Below are 19,701 nucleotides of genomic sequence, written 5' to 3'. Positions count from 1 at the left end.
GTTAAACATTCAGCAATAACATTTATGGAGCAAATAGTAAAGCAGGTAGTTGAGCTTTCAAAACAGGTAGGCGAATTCATCAGGCAGGAACGTAAAACCTTCAGTGCCGATAAAATAGAATACAAAGGCCTTAACGACTTGGTATCATACGTTGATAAAACGGCCGAGCAAAAAATAGTTGCCGGTTTAGAAGCCATATTACCCGAGGCCGGTTTTATTACCGAAGAAAAAACGAGCACTAAAGTAAGCGAACGTTATAACTGGATCATTGATCCGCTGGATGGTACTACCAATTTTATCCATGGGTTACCCGTATTTTCTATCAGCATAGCGCTAAAAGAATATGACGAACTGGTAGCAGGCATCATCTACGAAGTAAATATGGATGAATGCTTTTACGCTTGGAAAGGTGCGCCGGCATATCTTAACGGAGTAGAAATAAAAGTAAGTAATACCCCTACTTTAGAGAAGAGTTTACTGGCAACCGGTTTCCCTTATTATGATTTCGGCAAGCAAGATATCTATATTGAACTTTTTGCCGACCTGATGCGTAATTGCCATGGCCTGCGTCGTTTAGGTTCGGCTGCTGTTGACTTGGCTTATACAGCTTGCGGTCGCTTTGAGGCTTTTTATGAATACAATCTTAACGCTTGGGATGTTGCAGCCGGTATAGTGATAGTAAAGCAGGCAGGCGGCACTGTAGTTAATTTTAAAGGCGGCGACGAATGTATTGAAACCCGCGAACTGCTGGCTACCAACGGTAAAATAACAGAGGATATGTTAGGGTATATTCAGAAGTACTTTAAATAAATAAGAGACACGAATTGCACGAATCTGCCTGGCGTTCATGAATTTCACTAACAGGATTGGAGACGAAGTTTACGCACTAAGAAATCACACATAATATTTCTTTAATAACACAAAAGAGGCCGTTACTAACTAACGGCCTCTTTATATTTACACCCTGATTCGTGTAATTCGTATTCAGAATTTCAGGTTCGTGTAATTCGTGTATATTATAATGCTTCTGATACCACTTCAGTAACTTCAGGCACCATACGTTTCAGCAGGTTTTCGATACCGGCTTTAAGGGTGATGGTAGATGACGGGCAACCGCTGCATGAACCGCGAAGTTCAACCGTAACTACACCTTCATCAAATGAGCGGTATGAAATAGCGCCGCCATCCTGCTCTACAGCCGGGCGAACGTAATCATGTAATATTTGCTGAATTTTAACTTCAGTATCGGTACCTTCAAAGTTAACTTCCTGTTGCTCTTCCTTTTGTACAGATAGCTCAGATTCTACCGCGCCTTTCACAAACTCTTTCAGTATCGGCTCAATATCATTCCAGTCTGCATCTTCAGTTTTGGTAACGGTAACAAAGTTACTTGCAAAAAACACACCGTTAACAAACGAAAATTTGTACAACTCTTTAGCAAAAGCAGAGCCTTCGGCGCTATCTCTTGTCGCGTAGTCAACACTGCCGTTTATCAGCAACTTGTTCACAATGAACTTCATTGTTGCCGGGTTTGGTGTAGATTCAGTATATACGTTGATGTTCATCTTTTCTTATTTATATTAAAAACAAATTTAAACAGGATTTCAATTAGTAGTATACACTAATTTAGTTATGACCTATAGGTGACTTATATCCCCGTATAATTTGACGGCGTGATCTGCTTGATTTCCTCTTTAACGCTGTCGCTCACTTGCAGGGTATCCACAAATTCAGCAATTGTTTGCGCGTTAACCTGTGTGTTGGTACGGGTTAGCTCCTTCAACGCCTCGTACGGGTTAGGGTATGCTTCGCGACGCAAAATGGTTTGTATAGCCTCTGCTACCACAGCCCAGTTTGCTTCAAGGTGCGCGTTGATGGCAGCTTCGTTAAGCAACAGTTTGTTTAATCCCTTAACAGTAGACTTTATAGCGATCAGCGTATGCGCAATAGGTACACCAATGTTACGTAACACGGTAGAATCGGTCAGGTCGCGTTGTAGTCTTGATATGGGCAATTTAGCCGCCAAATGCTCAAATAAAGCGTTAGCGATACCCAGGTTACCTTCCGAATTTTCAAAATCTATCGGGTTCACCTTATGCGGCATAGCCGATGAGCCTACCTCGCCTGCCTTAATTTTCTGCTTAAAGTAGTTCATTGATATGTAGGTCCACATATCGCGGTCAAGATCTATCAGGATATTATTGATACGTTTCAAAGCATCGCATTGCGCGGCAAAATTATCGTAATGCTCAATTTGCGTAGTATACTGCGAGCGGCTCAATCCTAAAATGTTATCTACAAAGTTATTGCCGAAGGCCTTCCAGTCGATAGCCGGGTAGGCGATGTTGTGGGCATTAAAGTTACCCGTAGCACCACCAAACTTAGCCGAATAAGGCACCTGCTGTAATAAGGCAAGTTGTTTCTCTAAACGTTCAATAAATACCTGTATCTCTTTACCCAAACGGCTTGGTGATGCCGGTTGGCCGTGGGTATGGGCCAGCATCGGTATGTTTTCCCAATCGGCGGCAAAACCTTTAAGCGTATTTACCAGCTCGGTGATGGCCGGGTAATAGCTTTCTTTAAGCGCAAGCTTAAAAGTATATGGGATGGCGGTATTGTTAATATCTTGCGAAGTTAAACCGAAGTGGATAAACTCCTTGTAAGCCTCAAGGCCAAGATTATCAAACTGTTGCTTAATAAAATACTCAACAGCTTTAACATCGTGGTTGGTAGTTTTTTCAATCGTTTTGATGCTTTCGGCATCGGCTTCGCTAAAATTTTTATAAATGTCACGTAACTTTTCCGACAGACCTTTATCAAAATCCTGTAATTGCGGCAGCGGGTGCTCGTACAATGCGATAAAGTATTCTATCTCAACAAATACACGGTACTTGATAAGGGCATATTCAGAAAAATATTCAGCAAGACCGGCAGTTGTGTTCCGGTAGCGCCCGTCAATAGGTGATATTGCTGATAAAGCTGTTAAGTGCATAGTTCTTTAAAATTTTTGCAAAGATAGTTTTTGATGTGCAGATATGCGAATGTGCAGATGATTGTATTGATGTGCAGATATGCAAATTAGCAGATGAGGGATTGATGTGCAGATGTGCAAATTAGCAGATGTGCAGATGTTAAACAATGGGCGATCGTCCTCATACATCATCTGCACATCTACATATCCGCACATTTGCACATCATAATACCTGCACATCTGTTAATATCTTTTGTATTAATGGAAACTTTGAAATCAAAAAATGTTTCCATAGTTTTGTGGCGACACAATGGAACAGACAGACAGGATTTTAACAGGAGCCGAAGAGCTTTTTTTAAAGGCAGGGATAAAGAGCGTAACGATGGACGATATAGCCAAACAGCTGGGTATGTCGAAAAAAACCATATACCAGTTCTTTAAGGATAAGAACGAACTGGTTACCGCATTGGTAAAACGAAAGCTACAGGAAGACGAAGACCAGATTTGCGGCCTCATCAACGCTGATGGCAACGCGATAGAAGAATTGGTAGGGATGATGAAGGCGTCTGAAGATGTTTTTTCGCGCATTAACCCTATAGTGATACATGATATGCAGAAGTATCACCCTGATGCCTGGACATATTTTCAGAACTTCAAGGTGGATATACTGATGAAAACATTGGAGCAGCTACTTACTAAAGGCAAGGAACAAGGCTATGTACGCCCCGAAATTGATGTGCGCATTATTGCGCGCATGCGGGTGCACCAGGTGGAGTTCGGGTTTAATACGCTGATATTCCCGGTGGCCGAGTTTAATACCTGGAAGGTGCAGTACCAACTGTTGGAGCATTTTACTTTCGGGATATGTACCATGCAAGGGCACGAATTATTAAATAAATATATAAACAAAAATGATGAATAAAGTAACTGCTGACACAGGGCTGTCAAACCGAAGCATTTTCTTTGAGCTTGTAACTTGCTAAATAAACTATACGTCAATCACTAAAAAACACACAACCTCACAATATATACATGAATACAAAACAAATATTACTAACCACGTTGCTTTGGCTAACCGCGCTTAGCGGTTTCGCGCAGCAGGCAACGCCCCCGGTAGCTACATCCTACAGTTTCAGTTTGCAGGATTGTATCAACTATGCTTATGAAAACCAGGATTCGGTAAAGAACGCCGCGCTGGATGTTAAAAGTGCCGGCTACAGGGTAAAAGAAACCATCGGTCAGGGTCTGCCGCAAATCAACGGCTCTATCAGCTTTCAAGATTTTCTTAAACCACCGGTATCTGTAGGTCCCGACTTTTTTTCGGGTGGCAGTGTTGATCCTAAAGCCCGTTTAATACAGTTTCCTTTTGGCCCTATTAAGTACACTAACAATTATACTGTATCGGCAACTCAACTGTTATTTAGTGGCACATTCATTGTTGGTTTACAGGCGGTAAAGGTGTTTAAAGAACTATCGCAACGTAGTTTAACACGTTCAAAAATTGAAACAAATGTGAATGTTACCAAGGCTTACTATCAGGTACTGGTGAGCAACGAACAGATCAAACTGCTTGATGCCAACATTAAACAGCTAAAACAACAACTTGATGAAACTACCGCGCAAAACAAACAGGGTTTTGTAGAAAAGATTGATGTTGACCGTTTATCGGTACAGTATAATAACCTGGTAACCAACCGTGATAATGCCGTACGCGCCTTAACGCTGAACAACCAGATGCTGAAGTTTCAAATGGGGATGCCGATAGAAACAGAACTGATACTGAAGGATAAGCTTGAGAATATCGACCTTAACAAAAATGTGGCCGAAAATACTGCTGACACAGCATTTTACCGCAATCGCATTGAGTACAGTTTATTGCAAACCCAAATAGACCTTAACAAATTAGATGCTAAAGCAAAAAAGGCTGAGTTTTTACCAACACTAACTGCCAATGGCGGCTATCAGGGTGTTTTTCAGGAAAATCAATGGCGCTATTTGTTCGATAAGTTTTATACCAACAACTATATTGGTTTCTCTCTTAATGTGCCAATTTTCAGCGGCGGACAACGCAGTAATCAATTAAAGCAAAAACTTATAGAGGTTGAAAAGGCCAAAAACAACCTGCACAATGCGGTTAATGGGTTTAAGTTACAGGCAAGTTCAGCTAACGTAACATACATAAATGGTGTACACTCGCTTGATAACCAAACTAAAAGTCGCGAACTGGCGCAGGAAGTGTTAAGGGTATCACGTATTAAATACCAGCAGGGTGTAGGCTCAAGTATTGAGGTTTCGCAAGCGCAAACAGCATTAGAGCAAGCCAATAACGATTATATACAAGCCCTTTACAATGTGCTGGTAAGCAAGGTTGATCTTGATAAAGCATACGGACGTATTAACTAAACAATCACATTACAATATAACAAATGAAAAATTATATATACATCACCTCATTAGTGTTTTTGGCAGCATGCTCAAGCGCACCGAAAGATAAAAAAGCCGAACTGGATAAACTGAAAAAAGACCAGGCCGAGCTTAACGATAAAATAGCCAAACTACAGGCCGAAGTTGGTACTACCGATTCGGCTAAAACTACTGATGTAACCGTATACAAGGTTGAACCCGGTAAATTCTCCAACTATGTAGAAATACAGGGCCGTATTGACGCGCAGGAAAATGTAACCGCTTATCCGCAGGCGCCGGGTACAATTGTTGCTATCAATGTAAAACCTGGTCAGCATGTAAGCAAAGGGCAAATATTGGTGCAGTTAGATAATGTAGTGTTGCTACAGCAAATTGCACAAGCCGAAGCGCAGGCAAATTTATCGCGCACCTTGTACGATCGTCAAAAGAACCTGTGGGATCAAAAGATTGGTACCGAGGTGCAGTTTTTACAAGCGCAAACCACTTTACAGGCTAACGAAAAAGCATTGTCGGCATTACGCAGGCAGGCTGATCAGTATCGCATAAAATCGCCGATCAGCGGCACTATCGATCAAATGGATCTGAAACTTGGTCAGGCTATTTCACCAGGTCAGCAAGGCAGCGGTATACAAATAGTGAACGATGAAATATTGAAGGTAAAAGCAAACGTGCCCGAGTCATACTCATCAAGCGTAAACACCGGTAATAATGTTAAGATCGTATTTCCTGACGTGAAGGACTCTTTAACTACCAAAGTAACCTTTGCCGCTAAAGCTATCGACCCTACATCGCGCAGTTTCCCTATCGAAATAAAATTGCCTACCAACAAAAGCCTACGCCCTAACATGACGGCCGTATTGAGAATTGCCGACTATACACAAGCCAGCGCGCTTTCTGTACCGGTAAAAGCCATTCAAAAATCAGAAGGCAGCGATTATCTTTTTGTGAATATAAATGGCGTTGCCAAGCAAAAGAATGTTAAACAAGGCGCTATTTCTGGTGGCCGTGCCGAAATATTATCGGGTATAGCCACCGGCGATCAGGTGATTGTTGATGGCGCCGCAGATATTGAAGATGGCGACAAAGTGAAAGTTTTACAAGGCATTAATTAATCATCAAACTAAATTGATCTGTTATGAAGGATCTTGAAAAGACTTTTGGGCCCTCCAGCTGGGCCATTGATAATAAAACGGCGGTATATGTGCTCGTTTTTATAATAACCGTGCTGGGTTTGGTAAGTTATATTACGCTGCCTAAAGAGAACTTCCCTGATATCGCGCAATCAAAGGTATTTGTAAATACCGTTTATCAGGGGCAGTCACCACAAAATATTGAACTGCTGGTTACACGGCAAATAGAGAAACAATTAAAATCGCTCAAGGGCTTAAAAAAGGTAACATCAAACTCGTTACCCAACGTATCGGTAATTACGGCCGAGTTTAACGCTAATATTGATATACGCGATGCCAAGCAGGATGTTAAGGAGGCCGTTGATAAAGCAAAGCCAGACCTGCCGCAGAATGACGACAACTTAAAAGAATCGTCTATATCAGATATTAACGTAGCCGATTTGCCTATACTTTATATTAACCTTTCGGGTAATTACGATCTTAAAAAATTAAAGGAATACGCCGATAATTTAAAGGATGAAATTGAAAGCTATAAAGAAATATCAAAAGTTGAGGAGGTAGGTGCGCTAAAGCCTGAAATTGAAATAAACGTTGACCTGAACAAGATGACGGCAGCGCAAATCACTTACCAGGATATTGCTACCGCTATTGGCAGCGAAAATATTATTGCTTCGGCAGGTACTGTTAAACTGGACGGTGTACGCCGTAGTATTGATATAAGGCAGGATTTTAAAGATGCTGATGAAGTTGCCGCCATGATTATACGTGGCCCTACAGGCAAGGCGGTATACCTGCGTGATATTGCCGAGGTAAAAGACGGATCGGCAGAACAGGAAAGCTACGCGCGCCTAAAAACTAATGAGCAAAAGGCCTTTAAAAATGTAATTACATTAAATGTAAGTAAACGTTCGGGCGAAAACCTGATCGAGGCGTCCGACAAAATTAATGAACTTATCGCCCTTAAAAGGAAATCAGAATTTCCGAAAGGATTGGATATAACCGTAACTGGCGATCAGTCGGATAAAACCCGTGTAACTATTAATGACCTGGTGAATACCATCATTATTGGTTTTATACTGGTAACCATTATCCTTATGTTCTTTATGGGTACCACCAATGCGGTGTTCGTGGCTATGTCGGTACCGCTATCGTGCTTTATCGCCTTTTTGGTGATGCCTGCAATTGGCTTTACGCTGAACATGATCGTGCTGTTCTCATTCCTGCTGGCCTTGGGTATTGTGGTGGATGATGCCATTGTGGTAATTGAAAATACGCACCGGATATTTGATAATGGTAAAGTGCCTATTAAGCAGGCCGCCAAAATTGCCGCGGGTGAGGTTTTCCTCCCGGTATTTTCGGGCACCATGACTACTCTTGCACCGTTTATTCCGCTGGCTTTCTGGAACAGTTTGATTGGTCACTTCATGTTTTTCCTGCCAATAACGCTGATCATCACTTTGCTGGCTTCGTTACTGGTAGCATACATTATTAACCCGGTATTCGCGGTTGATTTTATGAAACCACATATTGAGGGTGAACATGATAACCCCAAATTTGATAAAGCAGTAAAGAAAACAGTAATATACATGGTTGCCATAGCAGCTTTTTGTTATATAACCTCTATTGCCGGTATAAAAATTATTGGCATGAACTTATTTGGCTTAGGCAATTTCATGGTTCTTGCTATAGCGTTATACCTGCTTAATCACTTTGTATTGGTGCGTGTGATAGATAGGTTCCAAAAAAATGGCTGGCCGAAGTTTCAGAACTGGTACGCACGCTTGCTTGAAAAAGCGGTACGCAGGCCTTGGCAAATTTTGTTGGGCGTTATCGCGTTATTCTTTTTCAGTATCGCGTTCATGGTGATACGTGCACCAAAGGTAGAATTCTTCCCGCAAGCCGACCCTAACTTTGTGTATGTGTATATTACCTTGCCGACAGGTACAGATCAGGCTTACACAGATAAGGTTACCAAGGTACTGGAACAACGTGTAGCCAACACTGTAGAGCCATATAAAAAGATCGTATCATCTATTATATCAAACGTTACCGTAGGTGTTACTGATCCGCAGGATGAAGACCAGGGAAGCTACCCGAATAAAGGAAAAATTACCGTTGCCTTTGTTGAGTTTGGTAAACGCGATGGCGAAGATACCAAAGAGGTGATGGCCAAGATACGGGAAACTGTTAAAGGTGTAGTACCGGGCGCGCAGGTATCCGTAGCGCAGGAAAACGGTGGCCCGCCAACGCAAAAAGATATCGCTATTGAAATTGTTGGTGATAACCTTGATTCGCTTACCAAAACAGCGGTACGCTTAAAGAACTACATTGTTAAACAAAACATAGGTGGCATTGAAGAGTTACAACCCGATGTACAGGATAACAAACCTCAAATTGTATTTAAGGTTGATCGCGAACGTGCCAATCGTGAGGGTATCAATAGTCAGCAAATAACAACCAATTTGCTATATACCGTTTTGGGTCTTAAAGCGGCTGATTTTAGAAACACGACCGAGGACAATTACGAAATAAATGTTCAAGGCAGTGAGTTGCAACGCTATGATATTGACGCGATACGCAATTTAAAAATTACGTACCGTGATATGGCATCAGGCGGTGCAATACGCCAGGTACCAATATCTGCATTTACCGAAATAGAGTATAAAAACACGTACAGCAATATCAAACATAAGCAACAGCGCCGTGTGATCACGCTGGGTTCAAACGTGGTAAAAGGCTTTAATGCTAATGAGATCAACGTGCAGATACTCCGTGCCGTGGGTAACTTCAAAGCGCCTGAAGGCGTGGTGATCAGACAGGCTGGTGGCCAGGAAGATCAGATAGAAGCGGCTACCTTCCTGATGACGGCATTGGGTATCTCCTTTATGCTGATCCTTATCATCCTGATGATGCAGTTTAACTCCATAGGTAAAACATTCATCATCATCAGCGAGATCTTGTTCAGTATCATCGGGGTATTCCTGGGCGTAAGTATCTTCGGTATGACCATCACCATCGTAATGACAGGTGTAGGTATCATAGCCCTTGCGGGTGTGGTGGTACGTAATGGTATATTACTGGTTGAGTTTACCGACTTATTGCTTGAACAAGGTATGAGTTTGCATGATGCCGTAGTAGAAGCCGGTCGTACCCGTATGACACCGGTTATACTTACCGCTACCGCTGCTATATTAGGTTTGATACCGCTGGCAGTAGGTTTCAATATCGACTTCGTAGGTTTATTCACTGAGTTTAAACCACACATCCACTTCGGTGGTGATAACGTAGCCTTCTGGGGCCCGCTATCGTGGACAATGATATTCGGTCTAGCCTTCGCTACCATTATTACCCTGATACTGGTGCCATGTATGTACCTGATACGCACAAGGCTTAAAGACAGGTTGAGAGGTGTAGAACACGATGAAGATCATCAGCTTTCAAAAGAAGAGATCGCTTCGCTTGTTAAACACGATGTTTAAATAAAACAAAACCAAAAGAGCCCGCTAACAAATTAGCGGGCTCTTTTGGTTTTAAGGGATTTGGATTGCGAGCTATTACCTACTATTCGGCACTCACTCACTCACTCACTCACTCACTCACTCACTCACTCACTCACTCACTCACTCACTCACTCACTCACTATTGACTACTATCCACTAACTATTGTTCGCTCCACCGATAACTTTCATTTTCCAAACCTATGAGGTCTATTACACGGTTTACTACCGTCATGGCTACTTCTTCTATGGTTTGGGGCTTGCTGTAAAATGACGGTACTGCCGGGCAAATGATTCCACCGGCGAGGGTAACCGTTTCCATATTGCGGATATGGATGAGATTTAAAGGTGTATCACGGGCCACGAGTATCAGTCGGCGCCGCTCTTTCAATATTACATCTGCAGCTCGGGAGATCAGGTCGTCGGATATGCCGCCTGCTATACGGCCAAGCGTCCCCATAGAGCATGGTACGATCACCATGGTATCAAACCTTGCCGAACCTGATGCAAAGGGTGCGTTAAAATCTGTTTTACTATAAAATTTAAAGGGATAGTTATTGTAATCCTCACTATCCAGCTCCACACGCCAAACCTCTTTAGCGTTGTTAGACATTACTACGCCTACCTCCTGCACCTGACTGCTGAGCTGCTGCAACTTATCTAACAACAACTTAGCATAAATAGCACCGCTGGCACCGGTAATGGCAACTACTATCTTTTTCTTCATAATTGCAAGTATAACAAAACGGGAGGGTAAAAAGTTGAGGGCATAAAAAAGGGTCGAATACAAGTACCCGACCCTACATCTACCTATGAAAAACATGCCCTATGAGAAGGGCACTACAAATATAAGAACAGTTTTATAATTATTTTGTAATTTCTTAATATTTTTTTCACCTGGCATCAGGGAAGTTCTTTTCTATAAGTGTTTGAATGATACCGTCAACCATACCCACGCTTGGTACGTAGATATTTTTAATACCGGCAGTCTTCATCACGGTCATAAAAATTTCGCAGGCTGGGATAATTACATCTGCCCTATCCTGGTTTAAGCCCAGTACGTTAATGCGATCTTTCAGCGAAAACGAGTTTAAATAATTATAAAGCGATTTCAGCTTGGTGAATGCCAGTGGCGACTTATCCTTTTGCTCGGATAACTTATATATTTTGTTAATGTTACCACCTGTGCCTATACCCGCAATATCCTTAAGGCCTTTGGTATGTTTGCGGATAAAATCGCGCATTTCATCCCAGGTTTCTTCTTTATCCTGGTTATCTAAAATGCGGATGGTACCTAAGTTAAATGAATGTGAAGCAAGCAACTCCCCTGCCGAAAATAACGAAAGTTCTGTACTACCGCCACCTACATCAATATAAAGGTAATTGCGGCTTTTATCGATAGTTTGTTCGGCATGGCTGTTGTAAATAATACGGGCTTCGGTAGCGCCATGTACTATTTCGAGGTTGATGTTGGCTTTCTCTTTGATCAGCTTAACTACTTCAGGGCCATTTTTAGCCTCACGCATGGCCGATGTAGCACAAGCCATATATTCAGTTACCTTGTATACGTCAATTAAATTACTGAAGGCCTGCATAGCTTTAATAAGGTCGCCCGCTTTTTTATCAGAAATATGCTGATTCAAAAAAGCATCGTCGCCCAAGCGAAGGGGCACCCTTATCATGGTGTTCTTTTTAAAAGAAATAGAATTGTTATTCTCAGTAATATCAGCAATAAGTAACCTTACCGCGTTTGAACCTATATCTATAGCAGCGTATCTCACGTAATTATTTGTTTTTATGTTTAAGGTAATCGTAAATTTCAACCTGCGCCCTGTGCGGCGTGGCCGATTTTGTTTTATGGTATTTATTTGAATTTGTGGCCGATATCTCGCGCGATTTGGTGTTATCCAGCAATTGAAGATCTATCATATCCCTTACTTCCTTGCGCAAAGCTTCATCATAAATAGGGAAGCCAACCTCTACCCTGTTATCAATATTACGGCTCATAAAATCGGCCGAGGTGAGGTAGATCAGCTCCTTACCGCCATTGCAATAAATATGTACACGGGCATGCTCCAGGTATTTATCAACAATACTTATCACGCTGATATTCTCGCTGTAATCTTTCATACCTGCAACCAGGCAGCACATCCCCCGTATGATCAGTTGTATTTTAACGCCCGCGTTACTGGCCTGGTATAGTTTGCCTATCAATTGTTCATCAGCAAGGCTATTCATTTTCAGTATCATGTAAGCCTTTTTACCGGCTTTGGCATTCTTTATCTCGTTATCAACCAGCTTATATATTGCCGGGCGCGAATCTATCGGCGATACGATCAAATTCTTCATTCCCTTTGGCAGCGTGTTCTTGTTCAGCGCCTTAAATACATCTACCAGGTCGGCAGTTATTTTCGGATTCATGGTGAACAGGGTATGATCGGCATAGATCTGCGCCGTTTTTTCGTTGAAGTTACCGGTTGAAAGACAGGCATAATGCACCGCCCTCCCCTTTTCGGTACGGGTAACCAGGCATATTTTTGAGTGTACCTTGTAGCCCGGCACACCGTAAACCACGTTTACGCCTTCCTCTTCGAGCCTGCCGCTCCAAAAAATATTGTTTTGTTCATCAAAACGTGCGCGCAACTCAACCAGGCAATTCACCTTTTTACCGTTTTTAGCAGCATTGATTAACGCGTGCACCACCCTCGAATTTTCGGCCAAACGGTATACCGAGATACTGATCTCTTTTACCTTAGGATCAATAGCGGCTTCGCGTAAAAAGTGGATGATATAATCGAAAGACTGGTATGGTGTGCTCACCATATAATCTTTCTTAGCTATCATACCCATTAAGCTTTTACCGAACGAAAGATCGTCAACCGCTAACTGCGGGTTGCGGGCGTATTCCAGTTCGGGGCGGCCTACGTTAGGGAATGATATAAAGTTTTTAAAGTTATGGTATCGGTTACCCGGAATTAAGCTTTCGCCATTCAGTCCCATTTTTTGTACCAAATGGTTCAGCATATCCAGCGGCATATCAGTATCATACAGCAAACGCATCGGCTTACCTTTTTTACGTTTTTGCAAGCTTTTAGCTAAGGCATCAACAAACTTTTCGCTTACCTCCTTATCAAGGTCAAGCTCCGCATCGCGGGTTAACTGTATGGAGTAGGCCTCTATAGAATCGTGATCGAAAATAAAGAAGATATCTTCCAAACTGTAACGGATAATATCGTCAAGCAGGATGATAAACTTCAGATTATTGGTTTCGGGCAGTACCAAAAACCTCGAAAGGTTATCCGGAAACTCGATAAGCGCATAGCGCGATTTTTTGTTTTTGGTAAGCTTTACAAAGAAATATACGGCACGGTCCCGCAGTTCGGGCAGCAAGGCGCCATCTTCCAGCATAATGGGTACCAGTGTAGCCAGTAGCTTTTCGCGAAAGTAATTTTTAACGAAGGTACCGCGGGTTACGTTCAGCTGCTTTTCGTCCAACAGGAAGATCTTTTCTTCGGCAAGCTGCTTTACAATAATGTTTTCGTAAAGGTTGTTGAACTTGCGTTCCTGCTTTACTACTATATTTTTTATCTGGTTTAAAATCTTTTTAGGATTATAGCCCAGTATTTCTTTCGATTTTTCGTTCAGGTTGGCTAAACGGTTGAGTGTTGCTACCCTTACGCGGTAAAATTCATCAAGGTTTGAAGAAAATATAGCCAGAAACCTGATCCTGTCAATCAAAGGCACGGTTGGGTCGGCAGCTTCCTGCAACACCCTGTCGTTAAAATACAACCAGCTTATTTCCCTGTTTACTAATGGTATGCGTTTGGTATCCATATAAAAATACACCGCTTTACAGCGCCGTTCACAAATGTGCTTATTTATTTGTTAAGTTAATATTAACTCATCATGAAGCAGTAGGTTAGTTAATGTACGTATTTAATATTATACACGCTAAATAAATACATTGTTTACATTAGCTTTGTACTTTTTAAATTCTACCATTATGCCATCATTTGATATTGTAAGCAAGATAGACGGACAAACCCTTGATAACGCCATGAACAACGCGAAAAAGGAAATTTTAAACCGTTATGATTTTAACGATTCAAAAAGCACCGTTGAATTGGATAAGAAAACCAATGCCATTACCATTGTTACCGAAGATGATATGCGCCTGAAAGCCATTCAGGATGCTATAATCAGCCGGATGATCAAACAGGGACTGGATGCCAAAGCGCTTGATTTTGGCGACGAGCATTACGCGTCGGGCAATATGATACGTAAGGAAATTAAGGTTAAGGAAGGCATTGATAAAGAGGCCGCCAAAAAGATAGTTAAAAAGATAAAAGACAGCGGCCTCAAAGTACAGGCATCCATTATGGACGACCAGGTACGTGTACAAGCCAAAAAGATTGATGACCTGCAAGCCGTAATCAGCCTTTGCCGCACTGAAGATTTCGGGCAGCCGTTGCAGTATATTAATATGAGGAACTAATTTGGGATATATCGGATTTCGGATGTTCGATTTCGGATTTGTTTAGCGTTAGATAACCATTTCGAAGAATTTCGGACTGAAGTGTTTTAGTTCCCGATAAATTCGAAATTGAACATCCGAAATCCGAAATTAAAAAAGACCGTTCCTTGCGGAAACGGCCTTTTCATCAAACCAACTTATTATGAAAACACTCTTTATTACTATTATTATTTAATAGTAATTTCTCTTGATTGAATTTTAGCTTCTTCTTTTTTAGGTACATTCAGGGTTAAGATACCATCGGTGTAGTCGGCCTCAATTTTGGCGTGATCTGCACTTTCTGGCAAGGTGAATGACCTGCTGAAAGAATTGTAGCTGTATTCGCGTTTGCTGTATTTTTTGCCTTCTTCTACATTCTCTACTTTTTTATCAGCAGCAACGCTTAATACGTTTTTATCAAGGCTAATTTTAAAATCTTCTTTTTTCAAGCCGGGTACAGCCAATTCGATATGGAATTCGTTTTCAGTTTCGGCAATATTAACGGCAGGGCCGCGACCGATGATAGATGAATCGTTAATTAATGAATCGAATACGTCGCTAAAAAATGGGTTTACAGCGCGTTTGTTGTGTCCGTTTGCAAATTTTACTAAAGTCATTGTTATATCCTCCTAAGTTTTTTATCTTTTTATTAACTTCGTGGAGGGTTGTTCAACTCTTGTACCAACCCTGTTTACATAAGAATCAACGGTCATTTTGTCCGTTCTCTTTATTTAATACAGACAAATTGACATTTTATGCCTGAAAAACTATCATTATATAAGTACAAAACCGACATCCCGATCCGCTTTTCGGATATGGATTCGTATGGACACGTTAATAACGCGGTATATCTTACTTACTTTGAAATAGCCCGTTCAAACTACTGGCGCGATGCCATTGGCTGGGATTGGACCAGCGCCGGGGTCATTTTAGGTCGCTCGGAGATCAATTACCTGAAACCGCTTACAATCAACGATAAAATATCATGCTATGTGCGTACTACCCGTATAGGCAACAGCAGTTTTGATGTAATGCACGTACTGGTAAAACATACGCCCAACGGCGATGAAGTATGCACAACAGGAAAAACCGTTTGTATCAGCTATGATTATTCAGCCAACAAATCGGTATCCATCCCCAAAGAGCAACGCCAAAAAATGATAGAATATGACGAACCACCGTTGATTTTAAATACGAATTGATGTTTTGATTTGCAAATGATTTTTGATGTGCAAATGTGCGGATATGCAGATGTGCAGATGATCTTTTCATGTTGAAATGAATTAATTGATCAATCAATTATCTGCACATCCGAAAATCATCTGCACATTCGCACATCTGCATATTTGCACATTACAACGTAATCGTAACTGCTGAATACTCTACTTTCCCTTTCATGGGTGGGTTCTGCTTTTTGAGAGTTAGGGTGATGCTTTCGGCGAAGGGGTAGTCTGCCTTAATTTTGTCTACAATAGCCTGGGCTACGGTTTCTATGAGCTTTCGGGGATGCTTCATTTCTTCGCAGCATATTTTATATACGTGTTCGTAATTTACGGTATTGGCCATTTCGTCGCCGTTTAAATCGCCCTGCGGTAAAAACTGTACCGTTACATCTACCAAAAACTTATTGCCTATTACCTGCTCTTCGGCGTAAAAGCCGTGGTATGCAAAAAACTCCGCGCCGTGTAGTGCTACTGTGATCATGCATCAAAAGTAATTAACATTAAGTAATTGCCCAATCTAAGTTGCATTATGTAGATTTGACTATTCCAAATATTAAACCCCATGGCTAAAACTGACCTTTTTGAATCGCCTGATTATTATTTAATAGATGAATTACTTACCGATGAACATAAACTTATCCGCCTAAGCGTGCGCGATTGGGTTAAGAAAGAGGTAAGCCCCATTATAGAAGATTACGCCCAACGGGCCGAATTTCCGAAACAATTATTAAAAGGCCTCGCCGAAATTGGCGCTTTCGGCCCTACCATTCCGGCCGAATACGGCGGTCTTGGGCTTGACTATATGGCCTATGGCATTATTATGCAGGAGATTGAACGCGGCGATTCGGGAATACGCTCCACTGCGTCGGTACAGGGTTCGCTGGTGATGTACCCGATATATGCCTATGGCTCGGAAGAGCAAAAATTAAAATATCTGCCCAAACTGGCCAGCGGCGAACTGATCGGCTGTTTCGGGTTGACCGAACCCGACCATGGATCGAACCCCGGCGGCATGACCACCAACTTTAAAGATGCCGGCGATCATTACCTGCTCAATGGTGCCAAAATGTGGATCTCTAACGCCCCATTTGCCGATATCGCTATTGTGTGGGCCAAGGATGAAGCAGGCAAGATACGCGGATTAATAGTGGAACGCGGCCTTGAAGGTTTCAGCACGCCAGAAACGCATGGCAAATGGTCGTTACGTGCATCGGCCACGGGTGAACTGGTTTTTGATAATGTTAAAGTACCCAAAGAAAACCTGCTACCTAACGCAGCCGGACTTAAAGGTCCGCTGGGATGTCTTAATCAGGCCCGCTATGGCATTGCCTGGGGCGCATTGGGCGCGGCTATGGATTGCTATGATACCGCCCTGCGTTACGCCAAAGAACGCCATCAGTTCGGTAAACCTATAGCGGCATTTCAGTTGCAACAAAAAAAACTGGCCGAAATGATCACCGAGATCACTAAAGGGCAATTACTGGTTTGGCGCCTCGCTACACTTAAAAATGAGAACCGGGCTACCGCCGCGCAAATTTCCATGGCTAAGCGGAACAGTGTAGAAACGGCCATAAGCGTAGCCCGCGAAGCCCGCCAAATACTTGGCGGCATGGGAATTACCGGAGATTATCCAATAATGCGCCATATGATGAACCTTGAGTCGGTAATTACGTATGAAGGTACACATGATATTCACCTACTTATCACAGGAGCCGACATCACGGGTGAGGAGGCTTTTAAATAGTATTATTTACAGTTATTTTTTAATTAATTTAATCATATTAAGTAATATGATTACGGTGCAGAATATTATATTTGTTGATTATCTATTAGTTAATTGACCCTTGGCTAATTCCTCTGATTATTTGAACTATTCGCTTAAAAGCCGTGTTTTATGGCTTTGCTGTATGGTAACGCTGTTTAGTGTAACATGTACACACAAACCCGCAGATAACGGCGATTACTCAGATGAGTTTAAAGTAATATTTAAGAATACCGAGCAACTCATATTTCATAATAAGATAAATGAGAGCATGAGGTATCTCGATTCGGCCGTAGCTACCATTCCGCACCCTACTATAAACGACCGCTTCAGAACTTACGGGCTGCACTATGTAGCCACCAAAAGGGCTAAAGGCGATAATGTAAATGGCTTACTGTATGCCGATAGCATGGTGCAATACGCCAAAAAAAGCGTCACCACCAAACAATACTCCGAAAACTTTGCCGAAGCCAACTTTTCAAAAGGCGATGTACTCTTTGATATTAAGCGTTACAACGATGCCTATGAATGTTTTTACCAGGGCTACCTGGTAGGCAAAAACTATCTGAACAACGATGCCCTATCCGATTATACCTACCGCATGGGGATGATCATGTACAAACAGGGACATTACAAGCTTGCCGTAAACTATTTTAAAGACAGCTACAAGCAATCGAGCAGTAAGCAAAACTTTGTGGCCTTTTATCGTCGGCAGGAAATACTGGATAACATTGGCCTGGGTTATAAAAAACTGAACAACCCCGATAGCGCCATGTTCTATTTTACCAGTGCTATTGAATATATCAAAGCTTACGGACACAATTATCCTGAAAAAGCCAATTTTATGGATATAGGCTTAGGCGTAGTGTATGGTAACATGGCCGAGGTATTGGTTAAACAAGGTAAGCATCAGCAGGCTATTGATCTGCTAAAGAAAAGTATCAGCATCAACCTGCGCAAGGGAAATGACAATATCGACGCGCAGCTAACCGAAGTAAAATTGGGGCAGCTTTATTTGGATAATAACCAGATAGATTCGTTAAAAAGCCTGCTTGCTGTAATGCGGCGGCAATTGGATACCCTGAAAAATGAAAATGCCGAGGCCGACTGGAACCGCCTGCTGGCCAATTACTACTTAAAAAACAAGGATTTTGAAAAGGCAGTACGCTATTTACAGGGGTACAATATTCAAAAAGATTCGATAGATAAAAAGCTTTTATCGCTCAAAGAAAGCGATGTAAACCAGCAACTGGCCAATTACGAGCAGCAACACGAGATCAATACCCTAAGCAATAACAACAAGCTGCAAAAAACCTATTTGTACGTGGCCATTATATGCGCCGTAATGCTATCGGTTATCATATCGCTTATTTACCGCAACTGGAAGCGATCGCGCAAGGCTTTTTTCACCGTTAACAACCTCAATAAGCAAATTAACGAGCAGAACAACGTGCTGGAAGATACCTTGACCGAACTAAACGGCCACAACCGCGAGAAAGACCGCATTATGCGCGCCGTGGCACATGACCTGCGAAACCCGCTGGGTGGTATAGCCTCGCTCACATCATCAATGATGGACGATGAATATACCGATGAGCAAAAAGAACTCATCAACCTGATCAAAGAAACGTCCTACAATTCGCTCGAACTGATTAACGAGATACTGGAGGCCACCAACAATAGCAATGGTAAACTGAATAAGGAGTTTGTAGAGATTAACGCTTTGCTTAGCAACAGTGTTGAATTACTGCGCTTTAAAGCCGCCGAAAAAAATCAGAAGATAGTACTCGAATTACTGGATACGCCCGAAGAACTGTTCATCAGCCGCGAAAAAATATGGCGGGTGATCAGCAACCTTATCAGCAATGCCACCAAGTTTAGTCCGTTTGGTTCGGTTATTTATGTAACCGTAATTGATAACGATAATGATGTTTGCGTTGCCGTAAAAGACAAAGGCATAGGCATCCCCGATAATTTAAAAACCCAGGTGTTCCACATGTTTACCGATGCCAAAAGACCCGGAACGGCGGGCGAAAAATCCTTCGGCCTGGGCCTCTCTATCTGTAAGCAGATCATCGAAAAACACGATGGTAAAATATGGTTCGAAAGCACTCCCGGTGCCGGTACCACATTTTATATTCAGCTGCAAAAGCAGTCAACTGTTGTATAAATTTCAAAAAT

At 42.1% G+C, this 19,701-nt stretch carries 16 protein-coding genes; 9 read left to right on the top strand and 7 right to left on the bottom strand.

The window, feature by feature from the left end:
- Positions 1-24 precede the first annotated feature (24 nt).
- Positions 25-810: an inositol monophosphatase family protein gene (locus ABD894_RS20925; RefSeq protein ID WP_345213026.1), complete on the top strand. Its 786-nt coding sequence runs from the start codon at positions 25-27 to the stop codon at positions 808-810.
- Between the two features lie 206 nt (positions 811-1,016).
- On the opposite strand, the gene ABD894_RS20920 is transcribed toward ABD894_RS20925, so the two are convergent.
- Complete coding sequence (locus tag ABD894_RS20920) at positions 1,017-1,565, bottom strand: NifU family protein (RefSeq protein WP_345213025.1); 549 nt, start codon at positions 1,563-1,565, stop codon at positions 1,017-1,019.
- 83 nt (positions 1,566-1,648) lie between these two features.
- Entirely contained in the window at positions 1,649-2,992 is a 1,344-nt protein-coding gene (gene purB / locus ABD894_RS20915) for an adenylosuccinate lyase (RefSeq protein WP_345213024.1), read from the bottom strand.
- 289 nt (positions 2,993-3,281) lie between these two features.
- On the opposite strand from purB, the gene ABD894_RS20910 reads away from it, so the two are divergent.
- From ABD894_RS20910 to ABD894_RS20895, 4 genes are all read left to right on the top strand, one after another.
- A complete protein-coding gene (locus tag ABD894_RS20910; RefSeq protein ID WP_345213023.1) occupies positions 3,282-3,893 on the top strand; it encodes a TetR/AcrR family transcriptional regulator in 612 nt (203 codons plus the stop codon).
- A 110-nt stretch (positions 3,894-4,003) separates the two neighbouring features.
- On the top strand, positions 4,004-5,374 hold the full coding sequence (locus ABD894_RS20905; RefSeq protein ID WP_345213022.1) for a TolC family protein: 1,371 nt from the start codon (positions 4,004-4,006) through the stop codon (positions 5,372-5,374).
- A 23-nt stretch (positions 5,375-5,397) separates the two neighbouring features.
- Positions 5,398-6,507: an efflux RND transporter periplasmic adaptor subunit gene (locus tag ABD894_RS20900; protein WP_345213021.1), complete on the top strand. Its 1,110-nt coding sequence runs from the start codon at positions 5,398-5,400 to the stop codon at positions 6,505-6,507.
- A 23-nt stretch (positions 6,508-6,530) separates the two neighbouring features.
- The gene (locus ABD894_RS20895; protein ID WP_345213020.1) at positions 6,531-10,004 is read left to right on the top strand and encodes an efflux RND transporter permease subunit; all 3,474 of its coding nucleotides are present in this window, start codon (positions 6,531-6,533) and stop codon (positions 10,002-10,004) included.
- Positions 10,005-10,185: 181 nt separating this feature from the next.
- Here ABD894_RS20895 and ABD894_RS20890 read toward each other — a convergent pair whose 3' ends face one another.
- The 3 genes from ABD894_RS20890 to ppk1 all read right to left on the bottom strand — a co-directional run bounded on the left by ABD894_RS20890 (position 10,186) and on the right by ppk1 (position 13,856).
- Positions 10,186-10,749 carry a UbiX family flavin prenyltransferase gene (locus ABD894_RS20890; protein ID WP_345213019.1) on the bottom strand — a complete coding sequence of 188 codons (564 nt, stop codon included), beginning with the start codon at positions 10,747-10,749 and terminating at the stop codon, positions 10,186-10,188.
- Between the two features lie 166 nt (positions 10,750-10,915).
- Positions 10,916-11,803 (bottom strand): Ppx/GppA phosphatase family protein, encoded by an 888-nt coding sequence (locus ABD894_RS20885; RefSeq protein WP_345213018.1) that lies wholly within the window; start codon positions 11,801-11,803, stop codon positions 10,916-10,918.
- A gap of 4 nt (positions 11,804-11,807) precedes the next feature.
- Entirely contained in the window at positions 11,808-13,856 is a 2,049-nt protein-coding gene (ppk1, locus tag ABD894_RS20880) for a polyphosphate kinase 1 (RefSeq protein WP_345213017.1), read from the bottom strand.
- A 169-nt stretch (positions 13,857-14,025) separates the two neighbouring features.
- On the opposite strand from ppk1, the gene ABD894_RS20875 reads away from it, so the two are divergent.
- The gene (locus ABD894_RS20875) at positions 14,026-14,517 is read left to right on the top strand and encodes a YajQ family cyclic di-GMP-binding protein (protein ID WP_345213016.1); all 492 of its coding nucleotides are present in this window, start codon (positions 14,026-14,028) and stop codon (positions 14,515-14,517) included.
- A gap of 206 nt (positions 14,518-14,723) precedes the next feature.
- On the opposite strand, the gene ABD894_RS20870 is transcribed toward ABD894_RS20875, so the two are convergent.
- The gene (locus ABD894_RS20870) at positions 14,724-15,152 is read right to left on the bottom strand and encodes an Hsp20/alpha crystallin family protein (protein ID WP_345213015.1); all 429 of its coding nucleotides are present in this window, start codon (positions 15,150-15,152) and stop codon (positions 14,724-14,726) included.
- A gap of 138 nt (positions 15,153-15,290) precedes the next feature.
- On the opposite strand from ABD894_RS20870, the gene ABD894_RS20865 reads away from it, so the two are divergent.
- Entirely contained in the window at positions 15,291-15,737 is a 447-nt protein-coding gene (locus tag ABD894_RS20865) for an acyl-CoA thioesterase (RefSeq protein WP_345213014.1), read from the top strand.
- A 151-nt stretch (positions 15,738-15,888) separates the two neighbouring features.
- Here the strand turns inward: ABD894_RS20865 and folB are convergent, their stop codons facing one another.
- Positions 15,889-16,239 (bottom strand): dihydroneopterin aldolase, encoded by a 351-nt coding sequence (gene folB / locus ABD894_RS20860; RefSeq protein WP_345213013.1) that lies wholly within the window; start codon positions 16,237-16,239, stop codon positions 15,889-15,891.
- 81 nt (positions 16,240-16,320) lie between these two features.
- Between folB and ABD894_RS20855 the strand changes: the two genes are divergently transcribed.
- Both ABD894_RS20855 and ABD894_RS20850 read left to right on the top strand, forming a co-directional pair.
- Entirely contained in the window at positions 16,321-17,502 is a 1,182-nt protein-coding gene (locus ABD894_RS20855) for an acyl-CoA dehydrogenase family protein (RefSeq protein WP_345213012.1), read from the top strand.
- 100 nt (positions 17,503-17,602) lie between these two features.
- Complete coding sequence (locus ABD894_RS20850) at positions 17,603-19,690, top strand: tetratricopeptide repeat-containing sensor histidine kinase (protein ID WP_345213011.1); 2,088 nt, start codon at positions 17,603-17,605, stop codon at positions 19,688-19,690.
- The last annotated feature ends 11 nt before the right edge of the window (positions 19,691-19,701 follow it).

This window comes from Mucilaginibacter gynuensis (assembly GCF_039541195.1).
Classification (GTDB): domain Bacteria; phylum Bacteroidota; class Bacteroidia; order Sphingobacteriales; family Sphingobacteriaceae; genus Mucilaginibacter; species Mucilaginibacter gynuensis.
This window is presented reverse-complemented; position numbering and strand designations above follow the sequence as displayed.

Coding starts and splice junctions, on each gene's coding strand:
- ABD894_RS20925 (WP_345213026.1), top strand. CDS start 25: ATGGAGCAAATAGTAAAGCAGGTAGTTGAGCTTTCAAAACAGGTAGGC.
- ABD894_RS20920 (WP_345213025.1), bottom strand. CDS start 1,565: ATGAACATCAACGTATATACTGAATCTACACCAAACCCGGCAACAATG.
- purB (WP_345213024.1), bottom strand. CDS start 2,992: ATGCACTTAACAGCTTTATCAGCAATATCACCTATTGACGGGCGCTAC.
- ABD894_RS20910 (WP_345213023.1), top strand. CDS start 3,282: ATGGAACAGACAGACAGGATTTTAACAGGAGCCGAAGAGCTTTTTTTA.
- ABD894_RS20905 (WP_345213022.1), top strand. CDS start 4,004: ATGAATACAAAACAAATATTACTAACCACGTTGCTTTGGCTAACCGCG.
- ABD894_RS20900 (WP_345213021.1), top strand. CDS start 5,398: ATGAAAAATTATATATACATCACCTCATTAGTGTTTTTGGCAGCATGC.
- ABD894_RS20895 (WP_345213020.1), top strand. CDS start 6,531: ATGAAGGATCTTGAAAAGACTTTTGGGCCCTCCAGCTGGGCCATTGAT.
- ABD894_RS20890 (WP_345213019.1), bottom strand. CDS start 10,749: ATGAAGAAAAAGATAGTAGTTGCCATTACCGGTGCCAGCGGTGCTATT.
- ppk1 (WP_345213017.1), bottom strand. CDS start 13,856: ATGGATACCAAACGCATACCATTAGTAAACAGGGAAATAAGCTGGTTG.
- ABD894_RS20875 (WP_345213016.1), top strand. CDS start 14,026: ATGCCATCATTTGATATTGTAAGCAAGATAGACGGACAAACCCTTGAT.
- ABD894_RS20870 (WP_345213015.1), bottom strand. CDS start 15,152: ATGACTTTAGTAAAATTTGCAAACGGACACAACAAACGCGCTGTAAAC.
- ABD894_RS20865 (WP_345213014.1), top strand. CDS start 15,291: ATGCCTGAAAAACTATCATTATATAAGTACAAAACCGACATCCCGATC.
- folB (WP_345213013.1), bottom strand. CDS start 16,239: ATGATCACAGTAGCACTACACGGCGCGGAGTTTTTTGCATACCACGGC.
- ABD894_RS20855 (WP_345213012.1), top strand. CDS start 16,321: ATGGCTAAAACTGACCTTTTTGAATCGCCTGATTATTATTTAATAGAT.